At 39.7% G+C, this 16899-nt stretch carries 13 protein-coding genes; 3 read left to right on the plus strand and 10 right to left on the minus strand.

What is annotated here, in order from left to right:
• The first annotated feature begins 368 nt into the window (after positions 1-368).
• Positions 369-2183, plus strand: coding sequence for an oligoendopeptidase F (pepF, locus tag ACZ5XR_RS16475; protein WP_464497388.1), 1815 nt, complete (start codon positions 369-371; stop codon positions 2181-2183).
• A 70-nt stretch (positions 2184-2253) separates the two neighbouring features.
• Here the strand turns inward: pepF and ACZ5XR_RS16480 are convergent, their stop codons facing one another.
• The 6 genes from ACZ5XR_RS16480 to ftsZ all read right to left on the minus strand — a co-directional run bounded on the left by ACZ5XR_RS16480 (position 2254) and on the right by ftsZ (position 11151).
• Entirely contained in the window at positions 2254-2739 is a 486-nt protein-coding gene (locus ACZ5XR_RS16480; RefSeq protein ID WP_464497389.1) for an HIT family protein, read from the minus strand.
• 308 nt (positions 2740-3047) lie between these two features.
• Positions 3048-4583, minus strand: a complete 1536-nt coding sequence (locus ACZ5XR_RS16485; RefSeq protein ID WP_464497390.1) for an NCS1 family nucleobase:cation symporter-1 — start codon at positions 4581-4583, stop codon at positions 3048-3050.
• 398 nt (positions 4584-4981) lie between these two features.
• A complete protein-coding gene (locus ACZ5XR_RS16490; protein WP_464497391.1) occupies positions 4982-5965 on the minus strand; it encodes a proline dehydrogenase family protein in 984 nt (327 codons plus the stop codon).
• Positions 5966-6206: 241 nt separating this feature from the next.
• Complete coding sequence (locus ACZ5XR_RS16495; protein WP_464497392.1) at positions 6207-7754, minus strand: NAD(P)H-hydrate dehydratase; 1548 nt, start codon at positions 7752-7754, stop codon at positions 6207-6209.
• A gap of 177 nt (positions 7755-7931) precedes the next feature.
• Entirely contained in the window at positions 7932-9257 is a 1326-nt protein-coding gene (gene ltrA / locus ACZ5XR_RS16500) for a group II intron reverse transcriptase/maturase (protein ID WP_464497298.1), read from the minus strand.
• A 685-nt stretch (positions 9258-9942) separates the two neighbouring features.
• Entirely contained in the window at positions 9943-11151 is a 1209-nt protein-coding gene (ftsZ, locus tag ACZ5XR_RS16505; RefSeq protein ID WP_464497393.1) for a cell division protein FtsZ, read from the minus strand.
• Between the two features lie 339 nt (positions 11152-11490).
• Here ftsZ and ACZ5XR_RS16510 point away from each other — a divergent pair, with 339 nt between their 5' ends.
• Positions 11491-12066 carry an isochorismatase family protein gene (locus tag ACZ5XR_RS16510; protein WP_464497394.1) on the plus strand — a complete coding sequence of 192 codons (576 nt, stop codon included), beginning with the start codon at positions 11491-11493 and terminating at the stop codon, positions 12064-12066.
• Between the two features lie 408 nt (positions 12067-12474).
• Here ACZ5XR_RS16510 and ACZ5XR_RS16515 read toward each other — a convergent pair whose 3' ends face one another.
• From ACZ5XR_RS16515 to ACZ5XR_RS16525, 3 genes are all read right to left on the minus strand, one after another.
• Entirely contained in the window at positions 12475-12978 is a 504-nt protein-coding gene (locus ACZ5XR_RS16515; RefSeq protein WP_464497395.1) for a DinB family protein, read from the minus strand.
• A gap of 59 nt (positions 12979-13037) precedes the next feature.
• Entirely contained in the window at positions 13038-13682 is a 645-nt protein-coding gene (locus tag ACZ5XR_RS16520) for a hypothetical protein (RefSeq protein WP_464497397.1), read from the minus strand.
• A gap of 71 nt (positions 13683-13753) precedes the next feature.
• Positions 13754-14944, minus strand: coding sequence for a MalY/PatB family protein (locus ACZ5XR_RS16525; protein WP_464497398.1), 1191 nt, complete (start codon positions 14942-14944; stop codon positions 13754-13756).
• Between the two features lie 196 nt (positions 14945-15140).
• Between ACZ5XR_RS16525 and ACZ5XR_RS16530 the strand changes: the two genes are divergently transcribed.
• Positions 15141-15281 (plus strand): hypothetical protein, encoded by a 141-nt coding sequence (locus tag ACZ5XR_RS16530; RefSeq protein ID WP_464497399.1) that lies wholly within the window; start codon positions 15141-15143, stop codon positions 15279-15281.
• Positions 15282-15595: 314 nt separating this feature from the next.
• Here the strand turns inward: ACZ5XR_RS16530 and ACZ5XR_RS16535 are convergent, their stop codons facing one another.
• Positions 15596-16678 (minus strand): anion permease, encoded by a 1083-nt coding sequence (locus ACZ5XR_RS16535; RefSeq protein WP_464497401.1) that lies wholly within the window; start codon positions 16676-16678, stop codon positions 15596-15598.
• Between the last annotated feature and the right edge of the window lie 221 nt (positions 16679-16899).

The raw sequence follows: 16899 nt of genomic DNA on the forward strand, positions 1-16899 counted from the left end.
TCCTCTCTCTCACTAGTGTTTTACTCTTTGAAAAATAAAATTCCTTAGAGTTAACTAGTTCTTACGAAAATTTCGAATTATCTTTCTATAGTATAACTATAACAGAAAGCGCATACATCATACAAGATGTAAAGTTTTAATGATGTTTTTTCTTAAAAAACGGCTGATTAATTTCAGAATATTTAACTAATATTACTTTTCAAGTATACCATATTCTTTAACAGAAAAACTATCCTCGAATGAAAATATCCCAAGTTTCATCAAAAAAATAGAACTATTTACCTACTAATCTTTAATTAAAATTGACTTAATTTTCTAATAATATATGATAATATTTAGGTATACGAATTAATTTTAGGAGGATTTACATGGAGAAAACGGTTGAAAAACGACTTACTCGCTCAGAAGTACCGATGGAATTGACTTGGAATCTAATGGATTTGTTTGTTTCCGAACAAGCCTGGGAAACTGAATTAGAGGTTATTGAGGATGAAATGATAAAGATTAATCATTTTAAAGGGACATTCCATACGAATCCAAAAGCATTATTAGCATGCTTAACCGCCCAAGAACAGCTTTTAATGAAAATAGTTAAAGCCGGGACATATGCCAGCCTGAAGCAATCTGCTGATGGAACTGATCCGGTAAATCAGGCAAATTCGGCTAAATTCTCTGCATTAAGAACAAAAGTGATGGCTGCCTTATCTTTTATAAATTCAGAAATCCTCGGACTTGAAGATGGAACGATCGAAAAATATCTACAGGATGAGCCTGAACTTCAACCGTTTCAAAAAACTCTTCATGAACTTCTCGAAACAAAAAAATATAGACTGTCAGCAGAAACTGAAGAAGTATTGGCAGCACTTGGCGAGGTTCAAGCAGCTCCCTATCAAATTTATCAAATGGCTAAATTGGCTGATATGCAATTTTCGCCCATCCAGGATACGGAAGGAAAGGAATTACCTGTATCCTTCGCTTTATTTGAAAACCGATATGAGTTTTCTGCAGATACAGCTTTACGCCGGAAATCGTATGAATCTTTTGTTTCAACTTTAAAACAATATCAAAATACCATAGCAGCGGCCTATTCCACTGAAGTAACAAAACAAGTAACCCTATCACGCTTAAGAAAATATGATTCGGTTACACATATGCTATTGGAACCACAGCAGGTTTCACTAGAAATGTATAACAATCAAATCGATATTATTTTCAAAGAATTAGCCCCGCATATGCGTCGGTTTGCCGAATTAAAGAAAAAGGTATTAGGCCTTGATAAATTGCTGTTTTGTGATTTAAAAGCACCTCTTGATTCCACTTTCAACCCAAAGACAACTTACGAGGAAGCCAGTCAATTAATACTCGAAGCTTTGAAGGTAATGGGACCGGAATACAGTGAAATGATCGAAAAAGGTTTTAAAGAGAGATGGGTTGACTTGGCGGACAATGTTGGAAAATCTACAGGTGCTTTCTGCTCAAGTCCATATGGTGCCCACCCTTACATTTTGATTACCTGGCAGGATAATATGCGCGGCTGTTTTACATTGGCACATGAATTTGGTCATGCCGGTCATTTTTATTTAGCTCATAAAAACCAACGGATCATGAATGTACGCCCATCGATGTATTTTATTGAAGCCCCATCGACAATGAATGAAATGCTTTTGGGTCAGTATTTACTGGCGAAGTATGACGATAAGGAGATGCGCCGCTGGGTTATTCTCCAACTTCTCGGAACCTATTATCATAACTTTGTCACCCATTTGCTTGAAGCTGAATACCAAAGAAGAGTTTATACCCTAGCTGAAAACGGAAAGGCTTTGACAGCAAAATCTTTATCCGAGGTAACAGGCGCTGTTCTTTCTGAATTCTGGGGAGACACCGTTGAGATCGATGAGGGTGCTAATCTTACATGGATGCGCCAGCCACATTACTATATGGGCCTATATCCATACACCTATTCAGCCGGATTGACAGCCTCCACCGCTGTTGCTCAATTGATTCAAGAAGAAGGACAGCCTGCAGTAGACCGATGGCTGGAAGTTTTAAGGGCTGGCGGGAGCATGAAGCCTCATGATCTCTTAATGCATGCCGGTGTGGACATGTCAAAGCCGGAACCTATCAGAAAAGCTGTTTCATATGTAGGTTCATTAATTGATGCATTAGAACGTTCTTATGAATAAAAAACGTGTGCCCCAAAATAAATTTTGGGGCACTTTATTTTAGATTCTGAAGAAAAATGTAAGTGACTGTTTAATGGTTCAACTCTGTTTTTAAGGCCTCAATAGCCTTTAACACTCTTTTATTATCTTCCTCCGTGTTCAATTGATTCCTCGCGTATCGAAGCACGGGCCTTACAGACTCGACAGAGCGGCCAAATTCATACATCCATTCATACCGCGGGACCAACCATGTATGAAAATGATGGGTAGTATCTTCATTGTAAAAATAATAAACATAATCTATTCCTAAAATTTCTCTTTGGGCTTTTCTAATCTTTGTTAACAGATGAATATAATCGAGTTTTTCCAATTCTGTTAACTCATCCATGTACTTTATATGCCGTTTGGAAGCTAGAATGACTAATCCTTCGATTGGATAGGCAACATCTTGATGGGCATGGAAATATTCTGTTTCAACAATAACCCCGCCATCCGGCTGAATCATTCCACTTGTTATAGCGCAGCTTAAACACTCCACTTCGACTTTTTTTCCATTTGATAATGTTATGGTCCTCATTATTACCACTCCCAAAAAAAACCAAAAAATTCAATCTGTTTTATTTTACTATTTACCTACTTTTTGGCAAATAGTTTTGTTAATCTTGGTTGATGATTGCAGCGAAGGGCCTCGCTTTCCGCGGGGAGGTCCGGGAGCCTCCTCGGCGCTTTAGGCGCCTGCGGGGTCTCCCGTGACCTCTGCATCCCGCAGGAGTCGAGCGCCCTCCTCTCCAATCAATAGTAGTAAAAAATCAACATTCACCTTTTTCAAAGACTGGCAAATAAAAAAGCTGCCCCAATATAATCTTCGGGGCAGCAGTTTTTAACTTAATATAAATCAACATTCGGGTTACTATTATCCACTGAATCTTGGAAAGAATTTACACTGGATGCTTTGAAAATCGTAATTCTCTCATATTCCCCTTTTTGAAGAACGCTCTTATCGCCTTTCATTAAGTAAGTATAGGAAATAATGGAAATAAACAACCCAAATGTCCATGCATTTTCCCAAAGGAAGTGAAGTCCAGGAATGATCAGTCCGAGAACTGGAATCACGACACCAATAATCAAGGCATAAACCCCGTTTTTATTAAAGCCTCCTGTATAACTATAGCGGCCATTGACATCATATAACTCATGGAGTGCCATTTGTCTTTTGCGTACAAGCCAATAATCGGCAATCGCGATTCCGTCAATTGGACCAAGCAAAGCACCGTAAGTTCCTAACCAGCCAAAAATATAGTTTCCGAAATTCTCCATGATGTACCATGGTTGAATTAGGATGGCAAATAAACCTGTAACCAAGGCGCCAATTCCAAAGGTAATGCGTTTTGGATTTAAATTTTCAATCGCACGGGCAGGCGCTACGACGTTTGCCCCAACATTAATCGTTAAAGAAGATATAACAATTACAATCGTCCCTAAGAAGATGACAAATGGAGGGAACTTAGCAAGCAATGCTACCGGATCCCAAAGTGCTTGACCGAAAATAACGACAGTTGCGGAGGTAACCGCAATACCAATGAAGGAGAAAATGGCCATCGTCAGTGGTAGAGAGAAGCTTTGTGCCACCATTTGTGACTTTTGGCTTTTCGCATAACGGCAAAAGTCAGGAATATTTAAGGCAAGTGTTGCCCAGAAAGCAATAACTCCAGTGACAGCAGGGAAAAATACTTTTAAAAATGAACCAACGGTCTGGAATTTGGATGGTGTTGATAAAACCGGTCCCCAGCCGCCAGAATGAGTGAATGCCCAAATAAGAAGAATAATGGCTGATACACCAACTACAGGAGTGGCAATTAAACTTAAGTATTTCATTGCTTGCGGCCCTTTATAGGCAACGGCTACGTTTAAGATCCAAAATAATGCAAAGACAACGGCGGTATGACCAGGGAAGCTCCAGAACGAGAAGGAAGCAGATAACAACGTATCAATTGCGCCCGTACCAATCCAGGTGTTAATCCCAAACCATCCTGCGGCAACAAGCGCTCTGGCCAATGCTGGAATGTGTGCCCCTTTTGAGCCAAACCATAGTCTTGCAAAAACCGGGTACGGAATTCCAAATTTGGTACCAGCGTGTGAATTCAATAAAATAGGGATAAGTACGATAACATTACCAATTAAAATCGTGCCAATGGCTTGCCACCAGTTCATACCTAAAGAAATCATTCCGCTTGCCATCGTATAAGCCGGGATACACAAACACATCCCAATCCATAAAGTGGCAAAGTTAAGTCCCTTCCAGGAATGTTCCTTTAGAGTGGTAGGCCTTAAATCGTCGTTCCACATCTCACTGTTACTTAAACTATTGGCTGTTTCAGGCGTCAAAATGACAATTCCATTTTGCTCAATTTGCGTCTTCAATAAAATTCCTCCCTTATTGGTTTTTCCTAGCTCTTCCAGCAATCTAAGCGGCAACATACGAGCGAGAATAAATCTTGGCATTCACCTACCTTTATAAAATAACATAATATTACTGTTTTTTGGAATATTCCGAATTTTTAGTGCATAATCGTACACCTATATAAATAATATATCGAGAGAACAAGCATTTGTCATTGGACAAAAAGTAAAATCATTTTTACCTCTTATTATATGTTTTGTAAAGGCTTACATTTTGTCCTATATTAATAAACACCTTCTATTTTACCATTATTTATTCCTTTTCTACTAGAAAATCTCTCAACAAATTTCTACAAAAATATCAAAAAAAGAGGATGTCCCATCACCCTTTTGGGACATCCTCTTTAAGCGCTTTCTCTTTATTTCCGTTTTTTCTTTTGAGACTTAGATACTCTTCCTAAAAGGAATGCACCAGCTGCCAAGCCGATCATCGTGTTGGTTTTTTTGTTAAATACTTGCTTCGCGACAAGATTTAAGTTTTGCGGTCTTTCTGCAAGACGGCGCATGAAGTAACCGTACCAATCATTTCCGAATGGAACATAGGTACAGAAGTTGTAGCCTTCATTCGCTAATTTTAATTGAAGATCTTTTCGGAAACCGTAAAGCATTTGGAACTCAAATTTATCATTTGGAATGTCATTCTTTTTCACAAAATCCTTCACATGATTAATAATTCGATGGTCATGTGTGGCAATCGATGTGAATTTTCCGTTTAAAAGATGCCATTCAATTAATTTAATGAAGTTTCTATCAATGTCTTTCTTATCCTGGTAGGCATATTCTTCTGGTTCTTTATAAGCACCTTTTACAATTCGAAGACGATAATTTTTATATTTTTCCAGGTTTTCTTGAGCTTCATGGAAATAGGCTTGAATAACTGTGCCGACATTATCATATTCCTTTGAAAGTTCATCCAAAAGGTCAAAAGATGGCTGAAGGTGACCATAATCTTCCATGTCAAAGTTAACGAAAATATCATAGCGGCTTGCGCGGTCAACGATTTCTCTAAGGTTGCTTAAACAGAATTCATATTCAATGTCCAGCCCTAATTGAGTAGGCTTTAAAGAAATATGAGCATCAACTTTATTCTCATGAATGGCTTCAATCACATTAAGAATTTGGTCTTTTGCTTCTGTTGCTTCTTCTTTTTTAAACACAAACTCCCCTAAGTTGTCGACTGTACAGGAAATTCCTTGAGCATTAAGTTCTTTAATGCTTTTGATGACTTCTGGGATGTTTGTACCAGCAACCACACTTTGGGCACCCATTTTTAAGCCGTACTTTTTAGCTGCGCTATTAAGAAATTGATTTTGAGATAAACCGATAAAAAAATCTTTTAGCATCGCGATTACTCCTAACTAAATTGTTTTTAATATTTTTATTATAGCATACTAAATTAATAAAATTTATTTTGCGAATTTTCTCAAAATAGATTTTATCAAAAATTAAACTTTATCGTTCAATTGTCAAGGCTTTAGCGGGCTTAGACCATTAAAAAACAGTGCTTTTTTGAGAGGAAAAGGCACTGTTTACAGCAAAAATTAGTATTTTCTATTAACTGTAAAATTATACTGGCAATAGCATTTAAATTAGATTTAATTGTTCTCGTATTCCATCAATAAGGTCAAGTGGTAAAACACCATAGTGTGATAAAAGCTTTGCTTTTTCTTCCCCAGCCCTTGCATGTAAGTAGCTTGCAGAAAGTAGCGCCTGAATTGGCGAAGCTCCCTGCGCCAGGAACGAAGCAATGAGCCCCGTCAGAACATCCCCGCTCCCACCTTTTCCGAGTGCATCATGGCCGTGGGGATTAATGTATACTTGGCCATCAGGACAAGCAATAATCGGTCGATGACCTTTTAAAAGTAAAAACACTGAAAAATCCTTTGCAAAAGTGCTCGCAATTTCGATTCGATTTTCTTCGACTTCACTTACGGTTCTATTGATTAATTGAGCCATCTCACCTGGATGCGGCGTAAAAATCACACTTCCATTATACTGCCGGAGCTTATCCAATTCTTTACGTAATAAAAAGAGTGCATCAGCATCAACAACAATGGGCTGATTGGTAAGAGTGGTCAGCAGGGATTTCAGCCACTCATCGCCACCAGGAAACCTGCTCATGCCCGGGCCAATGGCAATGCTGTCAAATTGCTCAATTCTTGGTGCAATTTCCTCAATTGCTTGTTTGGAAAAATGACCATTTTCATCGGATAAAGGCAGGAGTAATGATTCTGGACTTTGGGAAGAGACAATCGTGTACATACTTTCAGGAACAGCCAGCGTGACCAATCCTGCACCAGAATAGAGTACCGCCTTTGCAGAGAATATTGGGGCACCTACATAGTGCCGAGACCCTCCGAGAACAAGCGCATGGCCAAACGTTCCTTTGTGACCATTCCCTGGACGAATTGGTAGAGATGATTTAACAAGGTCTTTGGTTATGAGTTTCGGAAGGAGCAGTCCAAGGTCACTAGCAATTGCAGCCGGTACAGAAATGTCCACCGCCTTCCACTCCCCGACATACATGGGGCCATCTTGCAAGAAGAAGCCTTTTTTTGGATAAACAAAAGTAACGGTTTTGTCTGCTCTTATAGCAGCCCCTTCAACCTTCCCTGTATCACTGCTAACACCTGATGGGATGTCAACAGAAATAACTTGTTTCTTCCCATCTAACTCATTCACCATTGTAATTACCTGGTGAAAAGGGTCACGTACTGGCCCATTTACCCCAATTCCTAAAATTGAATCAACTATAATATTAGACTCCTGTAATACATGTTCCAGTTCAGCAAAGGTTCTTTCATGAAGAAAAAAGATGGGCAGTCCACGATTCCGATAAACATCGAAATGTATTTTTGCATCACCCTTAATTTTTTCGGGTTTTACAAGCACACAAAGCAGAACGGTCCATCCCCGGTCAGCTAATCTCCTGGCAATAACAAACCCGTCGCCGCCGTTATTTCCTCCCCCCGCAAGCACGATTACCTTCGGATTTTTAATGGATGTGTGTGCAAGTATTTCATCCACTACCATGGCTCCTGCATTTTCCATTAAGACAACGCCTGGTAATCCAAGTTTTTCGATCGTATACTGATCCATTTGCTGCATTTCTTTTTGCCCTGCAATTAACATCTGTTTTCCCTTCTTTTTACATGCTTTTCTTCATTATAAAAAACTTTTGTGAAGGCTGCACTTTCCACTCGATTATTAAATTAAGATTATTCCAAACGAATAGAGTAGGCGCATGAGAAATTTCATGCGCCTCTCACAGATCCGTACGTGCGGGTCATCGCATACGGCTCCTCCACTTTATCCCCTTTGGGGATGTAGTTCGTTGTATATGTCTAAAAGAAAAACAAGTTTAATTTCCCGAAACCTTTCATTCGGAATCGCAAAATGAACGTGCTCAGTCTTAGAATTCCTCCATCTAGTCATTGAAAGATGCGGAAGTTCACCCTTCCAATTCCTTTTCCGAAGCTCCCTGTGGAGCTTTCTTATTTTTCTCCAGCTTCTTAACTGAATCATTCTTAGCCTTCTTCGAATCCATGTATCCAATTTTTGAAATAGTTTTTTTGAAAAGCCAATTCCAAAGTATCTTCCCCATCCTCTAATAATGGGATTTAATCGATGCTTGACGAATTCTTCCAGGTTAACTGTTAGATTTCTTTTCGTTACATCTTTGATACTTTTCTTAAACTTCTTTACTGCTTTGTCTGATGGAGAATGGAAATATCCTCTTTTGAAAACATACCCTAAGAAGATAAACGGTTCTTCGTAGTTGTCTACAATCTTAGTTTTGTCTGGGTGCACTTTCAATCCTAACTTTTCATCTAAGAGCTTCACTACCGTTCTTAGTACTCTTTCTGCTCCCTTTCGGGATTTGCAACAGATGACGAAGTCATCCGCGTACCTTGTAATACGGTGACCTCTTTCCATCATCATTTCATCGAGCGGATGCAAATAGATGTTCGCTAACAATGGACTGATTACGCCACCCTGAGGACTCCCCTTGTCACTCTCATAGAAAATACCATTTTCAAGGATTCCCGATTTTAAGAACTGCAAAATTAGCGCCAATACTCTATTATCCACAACTTCTTCTTTGATTAATTCGATAAGCTTATCATGAGGAATTGAATCAAAATAAGTCTTTATATCGGCATCAATTACAAAGGTGTACCCATCCATCAAATCCTTTCGGATTTTGTCTATCGCCATATGTGCACTACGGTTCGGACGAAATCCAAAACTACAGTCTAAGAATTTCTGTTCAAAGATTGGTTCAAGTATTCTTTTAGTTGCAGCTTGGAGAACTCGGTCTTCTACTGTTGGAATTCCCAGTGGACGTTTTGTACCATCAGCTTTTGGAATAAAAACTCTTCTAACTGGTTTTGCACGATATGTTTTCAAACGCAAAGATTCTTGGAGCACTCTTAAGTTGTGTTCCAATTCAATTTCATAATCTTTAATCGTTACTTTATCCACTCCGTGTGAACCGCGATTTTTCTTCACGTCATAGAAAGCTTGTTCCAGGTTTTGATAGTTCCATAATTTATCCATTAGGCTGTACCACTTGCGTTTCTTTTTAGAATTCTCCACTACACGTAAGCTTCGTTTTCCTATTGATTCATTCATGCATTCGATTCCTTTCCCAATACAATATCAACTGAATAGGTAAACCAATGGCTGATATTTGATATTAGTACTTCGCCCTAAACAACCTACTTTCTTTCGGTCTCGATTCTTCGGCTTTCTGCCTCATCGACTTCTGTTTAGTACATGACGAGTAAATAAGTTCGTATTGCTTTTCTTCGATGGACAGACGGGCTTCGCATCAGTCCACTGCCTTTTGAGTCAGTGCCCGCCTTATCAACTTTGTGATAAGTCACTTGTCTTTGTGGCGTTTCCAACAAGTTTATTCACTACTATCCCCTGCTCTGACTTCTCACCTTCCATAATCCATTTCTTGTCCTTCGCGGCTTTGAAAAAGAGTTACCACCTACGGTGGAGATGATGAGATCTCCTTGGGTCACGTTCATCGCCTTTCACTCGAATCCAGTCCTCATAACTAATAAGATACAGAGTGGTATTGGACATCCCCATTTTATGCAAGGTTATCCCACCTTACCAGCCAACATGGTTACAGCCACCTGTTCCGAGTTTTGCCTTCAAGTCCTCCGCACGAAATCTCACGATACTCGCACTACCTGTCAGCTATACATTTCCGCCACAACGGCATGTTAGGGACTTTCACCCATTAGAGCGATGCGCTGCCAAGCGCACATAAAAACAGCAGCCTGATGGTCTGCTGTTTAATAGATTATTTATTAAAACGTTTGTTTCGATTTCGTAAGAAGGTTGGGATTTCGAGTGAATCCTCTGGTTGGTGTCTTTGTCTGCCATTGTCATGCGATACTTCTTCTTGCTCCTGCCTTTTCTTTGGACGATCTCGTTCTGGATGTTCTCTATGACGACCATATTCATGTGATACTGTTTCATGTACCATCTGATCACGGCTATGGCGCGATAGTGGCGGCCTGCTTTCTTTCAATGGAGGATTGGACGAGCGATTCTCTCTCTCCTCAAATCCAGTAGCTATTACTGTGATCATGATTTCATCTTTTAGGTTTTCATTAATAATCGAACCAAATATCATATTTAAGTCATTATCTGCTGCAGAACCGACGATATCGGCTGCCTCCTGTACTTCAAAAAGACTTAAATTACTTCCGCCAGTGATGTTCATTAAGATACCTGATGCACCATCAATAGAAGTTTCTAATAAAGGACTCGAAATAGCCTTTTTCGCTGCTTCCACTGCACGGCCATCACCTTTTGCCACGCCAATCCCCATTAAGGCCGTTCCTTGATTGGTCATGATTGTTTTCACGTCTGCAAAATCCAGGTTGATCAATCCCGGGACAGCAATTAAATCCGAGATCCCTTGAACCCCTTGACGAAGGACATTATCAGCCTCACGAAAGGCTTGGATCATTGGTGTTCTTTTATCAACAATTTGTAATAGGCGATCATTAGGAACAATAATTAACGTGTCTACCGCTTCGCGCATCTGTTCTATTCCGTTTGCAGCATTTTTAGACCTTTTATGACCTTCAAATCCGAACGGACGAGTGACAACCCCAATGGTTAGCGAGCCAAGTTCGCGGGAAATTTGCGCAATGGCTGGTGCAGCCCCCGTTCCTGTTCCGCCACCCATACCGGCTGTTACAAATACCATATCGGCTCCCTTTAGGACTTCTTGAAGCTGCAGCCTGCTTTCCTCAACAGCTAATCTGCCTACTTCCGGGTTGGCACCTGCTCCTAATCCCCTAGTTAAAGCGGACCCAATTTGCATTTTAATTTCAGCTTTTGATAGTTTAAGCGCTTGTGCATCGGTATTCACGGCAATAAATTCTACACCTTGAACTCCATCCTCAATCATTCGGTTAACGGCGTTATTACCACCACCGCCGACACCAATCACTTTTATTCTTGCAACCTGATCTATGCCCATGTCAAAATCCCACATTTTTCTTCCTCCTACATCCTTCAAAATACCTGCCCTTTATTCGAAAAGAATCATATTTTCCTTTTGAATTGTTAGACTTTCGCATTATGTAATAAATAATTGCTTATATTCTTTTATTTTATCAAAATAATAAGCTTTTTAATATAGTACTCTTGTCATTCATGGCCAATAGGTATAATTTTCTAGCTATTTTTCATTTTCCTGCTAATTCAAGATTACACATATCTAAATTTTCAGATAATTATACTATATTTATGAAGAAATTGCAAAAACTAGTATTTACCATTTTAATCTTGTATGATATAAAAAGATTTGATTTCCATCGAGGAGGACCTATGAATGAGTTCATTGAAAATCGATTTTAAAAAAACGGCTTTAGTGATCATTGATCTCCAAAAAGGGATAATTGCTATGCCGGGCGGTCAAGCGGTAGTCGAAAAAACCACTGAGCTAATTTCTTTATTTCGTCAACATGAAGGGTTTATTTCTTTTGTTAAAGTAAATTTTCTGGACGGGAAGGATGCATTAAAACCGATAACAGACCAATCATCGAACACTTCCGTTCAGCGTCCTGCTGATTGGGCTGAATTTGCACCGGAGCTTGGTGTTGGAACCAGTGATTATGTTGTTACAAAACGTCAATGGGGAGCTTTTTTTGGAACTGATTTAGATTTGCAGCTTCGCCGTCGAGGCATCGATACAATTGTACTGTGCGGGATTGCGACTAATATTGGGGTAGAAAGCACTGCCAGAGAGGCGTTTCAGTTTGGGTACAACCAAATATTCATCACAGATGCCATGACTACTTTCAGTCAGGAGGAGCATGAGGCCAGCATTAAATATATTTTCCCACGTATCGGGAAGGTAAGAACGCTGGAGCAATTTTTAATTGAGGTAAATGAATCAGCGAATTAAAGATGTATTTCTACAACAAACAGCTCATCAAAAAGGGCTGTTTGTTTAGACCATCATTTTGAAACCATTCCTTAAATTCTGATTAAATTTAACGAAATATTTACACTCTTTCAATCATTCCTTAGCGTTTTCAACGTAGACTATAACTATAGAAATACAATTTTTAGTCATGCATTCTTACTTCACATTTAAAAGGGAGGTAAATAAGTGCACTCTATTCTAAACTTTCTATTCCTATTGTCTGTTTCCTCTTGCTTTGCTCGAATATTTTATTATTCGTTTTTTCAAGTAAAAAATAAATCTACATCTCAATCTCCTATATTCCTATCTCCATTCATCATCAAAAAGGTTCCGGCAAAAAAATAAGCACACTGTCTCCAGTATGCTTAAAAAAGTATTTCGTTGTTTCTAAATGATTGGGACTTCCATCCCCATCATACTCCATTCTTCTCTAGCAGGCCCATATACTCCAGGTACCTTTAACCCTGCCTGGCGCATAAGGACGGTAATTTGTCCGCGATGATGGATGATATGCTTGAGGAGAAGAGAAAGTGTAACTGCTTTAGGCATAGTCATTCCAAACACATTTACCATGTCCTTTAATGATTCATCTGTCCACTGCTCCTTCACGGCTTCCACAGTGTCGGCACTTACCTTCCGAAAAGCGTCAGCGATCACATTAGCATTAGTTGGAATGGAAGTTGAGTTTTCCACCTTCTCAGTCTTAATCCCAAACTCATTCAACATCTCAGGTGTACTCGTCACAACATGCCAGGCAATCCTCCCTAGCGATCGGTCTTCCCGAGAAACCTCCATCCCAAGAGATTCATCCGTTAACGCATCCAAAACCTTTTGAGTCGAAGCGCCCTCTTGATTCCATTCCTGAATAAACTCAGCTACAGAAGTATACATGTGAAAATCCCTCCATCATTTGGTCTATTTTGGGGTCTGACCCCCGGTGCATTAAAGCGTTAAAGAAGGAGCAGGTCAGACTCCACTAATTTCGCTAATTCTTCATCTGAATAGTTACCCTTTATTCCTGGCTTATTTTTGAAGTAATCATAGACTTTTTCAGTAGTATAATTCTTTTTTAAGCCCTTAATAATCGTGCCTAAGTATTGATGAGAAGGTTTCTTCCAATCTATGTCGTTAATATCCCACGGTGCAGTAAAGGTAAAAATTGGAAACCCCTTTTGTTCGCCAAGATAAAGAATATTTCCATACCAAGAATTTTTCCGATAAATGAGTGCTCCTTTCTCTATTACCTCGCTTAAATCAATATCCACTTCTATCCCACTATTTTCTTGCTTTACAACATCCAAAAACTGTTCCATTGTAATTAAGTACATCTTACTATATGTAACACTTTCTGCATTTTGCTTTAATCCGATAAAGGCAACACCTTGAGAATGCCATCCTTCAGCTTCCTTTGCAAAATATAGGGGGTGGTGGATAATATATGTAGACTCATCCACAGGGAGAGATGAATCCTTGCTGCCTGTCTCCATTCTCAAGGAACCAGCCGGACTTCCACCTTTTATATAACATAAAAATCGATCCTCATTAATATTCGAGCCATAACTCGCATACCACACATATTGTGTCCTATTCGACATAATCCTACAACCTCTCCAATTAAAAAATTTCTTTTTTATCCATCCAATTACAAGTGTTATGGACTAATTTTCTATTTGATATCATCAAATTCTCTGGCGATTCGTTCAAATGCTTCTTTGATCATAGGTCTCGGTGACGGAATACAAATCCTTTGAAAAGACATACCCTCTTCGCCAAACTTATTCCCATCCTCTAATAAAACATTGGCTTTATTATAAATCCTGTCATGAACTTCGTCAGGTGTTAAGCCATAATCATGAAAGTCCATCCACATGATATAGGTTCCTTCAGGGATTCTCACCTTAACTTTCGGCATCCTATCCGCTAAAAATTCTACAACCCAATTCATTGTACCATCAATATATTCCTTCAGTTGGTCTAACCATTCTTCCCCCTCGTGATAAACGGCAATAAGGGCAGCAACCGTAAAGGGTGATGGTAAGTGCATTCCCAATACTTGACTCATTGTTTTGCGAAGTTCCGGGTTCGATATGATGACATTGGTACAATGGAGCCCGGCTACATTAAAAGTCTTGTTGATGGCAGTAAACGTAATAATATGGTCCACACTTTCAGCTGCTTTTACAATCGGAATAAAGGTTTGATTGCACCGAATAAGGTCACCATGAATTTCGTCCGCCACAATGAGGACATTGTGTTTCGAACAAATATCGGCTAACATCCGTAACTCTTCCCTTTTAAAAATTCGCCCTGTCGGATTTTGAGGATTACATAATATGAACATCTTTGTTGTTTCCAGTTTTGCTTTAGCTTCAAAATCTTCAAAGTCAATCTGATAATAACCCTCTTCGTCGCATTTAAGGGGATTATTGACAACTTCTCTATGGTTTGCTTCAATCACTGACGTAAAAGGGGGATAAACAGGACGCTGGATCATAATCCCATCTCCTGGCTTTGTTAATGCTCTCACCGCAATCGTCAAAGCATGAACGGTTCCTGGACTGTATAGGATTTCCTCCCTATGGATGGTCCAATCATGGCGCTTCTTGAACCAATGCTGTATGGCCTCATAATACTCGTCAGGAAAGATGGAGTACCCAAAAATTCGGTGGTCAACGGTTATATGCAAGGCATCAATTAAGGGTTGAGGAACAGGTAAATCCATGTCTGCTGTAAATAATGGAATCGTCTCCTCGTCATATCTTGTAGTAAGACCAACTTCTTTAATAAACTTGCCTCCATCCCATTTTACTGAAAACGTCCCTCTCCGATTAACAATTTCATCAAAATTGTATTTCATATATCATGAACCTCCTCTACATATAAAATATGGAGCGAATTCTAATTAAAATGGTAAACGATTAGGGCAAGTTTTTCCATTTATATCGACAGTAAATATCAATCATTTTTAAATGTCGTTATTCTTTTCCTTTTTTTAGGGATAATATTCTTCAATGGAATGCTGACAAATCCGAATAATACTGGAGGCTTGCGGAATGATTGAAATGCCAAAACAGCTTTATTGTGATCAATGTAAAAAAGAAACCGAGCATATGGTAAGAGAAGATGCTTTAGAGATTGAATATACCTGTACAGAATGTAAGAAACAGCATGAAAGGGTGAAGTCGTTTTTTTAATTGGCTGCGATAAAGGCGAATGTTGTTTTTGTACAACAGTTAATCGGAGCGAAGGGCGCTCGACTCCACGAAAATGCTATCGCATTTCCTTCGTGCGTGGGCGGATTCAAGGATGTAAATCAATGTCCTGCGGGAAGTAGAGGTCACGGGAGACCCAGCAGGCGCCTAAGCACCGAGGAGGCTCCCGGACCTCCCCGCGGAAAGCGAGGCCACTTCGCTGCAATCAACAATCAAGTTTAAACGAGCCTTTTAAAAAAGATGACCTTGCATCCAATGAAAAAGCCCTGTTGGCCACTTCACCAACAGAGCTTTAATTAAATGCCTCCCCCCTCATCATGTGTTGTACGATTCTCTTCCTTAACATTGGCTGACAAGCTTAGCACACCGCCTCCCGCAATCAATGTACTCAAGATGATGAAAATATTATAAATGTTTGTTTGAATTAACAGATTGATAAGCGTATAAGAAATAACTAAAGAAGCAAGCGGTGAGATGAGCCAAACTTTAATAATTTTACTGATCACCGATTTTTGCCAAATGCCGAATCCATTTTGCGATGCTCCAATCCCTAAAATCCCGCAGGTGGTAACCTGTGTCAACGGAATTGGCAGTCCAAATAGTGAAGCGATGGTTACAAGCGTTCCTCCGGTAAAGGAAACAGCACTTCCCTCTAAAAGAGATAGTTTTGTGATTTTCTTACCGTTTGTTTCCATGACCCTGCTGCCCAGCAATATGGCCCCAATGGCGACGAAAAGCCCACCAATCCAAATTCCTTTATTCGTGGAAAGCATTCCGGCTCCGACCAGAGGTCCGACCGCGTTGGCAACATTATTCATTCCCGCAGAAAAAGCCTCAAAACAGCCACCCAACACAAGTAACCAGGCGAGCCATTTTTTCCATCTCCCCTGTTTCGTCAAGCCATTCCAACGCTTTTCTGAAGCAGCTATAACCTTTCCAAGGACAAAGGTAATCACAAAAGAGATAATCGGAACAATTATCCAGAAGGAGACAATCACGATTAGCTTATCAATGTACAAGTCTTTGAAAGCAATTCCTGCACCCACAATCGATCCGACGGTCACTTCACTTGTTGATAAAGGAATCCCCATTAAATTCGCGATGAACAGGGTCAGTGTTGCTCCTGCAAGGATCAAGACGACCAATTTAATGCTGAGGTCAGATGAAGGGATAATCCCATTTCCAATGGTTTTTACGACCTCTCCGCCACCGAGAACCGCACCGAGAAAAGCAGCCAACGCCACCAAAATCATTGCGATGCGCTTACTCTTTATCGCACCCGCACCATACGGAGAACCCATTGATGCGGCCGTTCCACTTGCCCCTATATTCATTGCAAAAAAGAAAGCGATGAGATAAGCCATATAAGTCCAAAACATGTTTAATCTCCCCTTCAGTCAAATTTGTAGGTAAAATAATTCCCAATGTTTTGAACGTTTAATTCACACTATTCGGGTAGGAATAATTTTATATGATGCTTATTATACAGTCCCCTTCATTAATAATCAATACAAAATATTCAGATTTTTTCTCAGGCAGTTTTCGGGGTCAGTCCCCCGCCACTTTACAGAGATAAAGAAAAACATAACATACGATTTAT

The organism is Neobacillus sp. Fa239, from assembly GCF_055395235.1.

Coding starts and splice junctions, on each gene's coding strand:
- pepF (WP_464497388.1), top strand. CDS start 369: ATGGAGAAAACGGTTGAAAAACGACTTACTCGCTCAGAAGTACCGATG.
- ACZ5XR_RS16480 (WP_464497389.1), bottom strand. CDS start 2,739: ATGAGGACCATAACATTATCAAATGGAAAAAAAGTCGAAGTGGAGTGT.
- ACZ5XR_RS16490 (WP_464497391.1), bottom strand. CDS start 5,965: ATGCTAAAAGATTTTTTTATCGGTTTATCTCAAAATCAATTTCTTAAT.
- ACZ5XR_RS16495 (WP_464497392.1), bottom strand. CDS start 7,754: ATGTTAATTGCAGGGCAAAAAGAAATGCAGCAAATGGATCAGTATACG.
- ltrA (WP_464497298.1), bottom strand. CDS start 9,257: ATGAATGAATCAATAGGAAAACGAAGCTTACGTGTAGTGGAGAATTCT.
- ftsZ (WP_464497393.1), bottom strand. CDS start 11,151: ATGTGGGATTTTGACATGGGCATAGATCAGGTTGCAAGAATAAAAGTG.
- ACZ5XR_RS16510 (WP_464497394.1), top strand. CDS start 11,491: ATGAGTTCATTGAAAATCGATTTTAAAAAAACGGCTTTAGTGATCATT.
- ACZ5XR_RS16515 (WP_464497395.1), bottom strand. CDS start 12,978: ATGTATACTTCTGTAGCTGAGTTTATTCAGGAATGGAATCAAGAGGGC.
- ACZ5XR_RS16520 (WP_464497397.1), bottom strand. CDS start 13,682: ATGTCGAATAGGACACAATATGTGTGGTATGCGAGTTATGGCTCGAAT.
- ACZ5XR_RS16525 (WP_464497398.1), bottom strand. CDS start 14,944: ATGAAATACAATTTTGATGAAATTGTTAATCGGAGAGGGACGTTTTCA.
- ACZ5XR_RS16530 (WP_464497399.1), top strand. CDS start 15,141: ATGATTGAAATGCCAAAACAGCTTTATTGTGATCAATGTAAAAAAGAA.
- ACZ5XR_RS16535 (WP_464497401.1), bottom strand. CDS start 16,678: ATGTTTTGGACTTATATGGCTTATCTCATCGCTTTCTTTTTTGCAATG.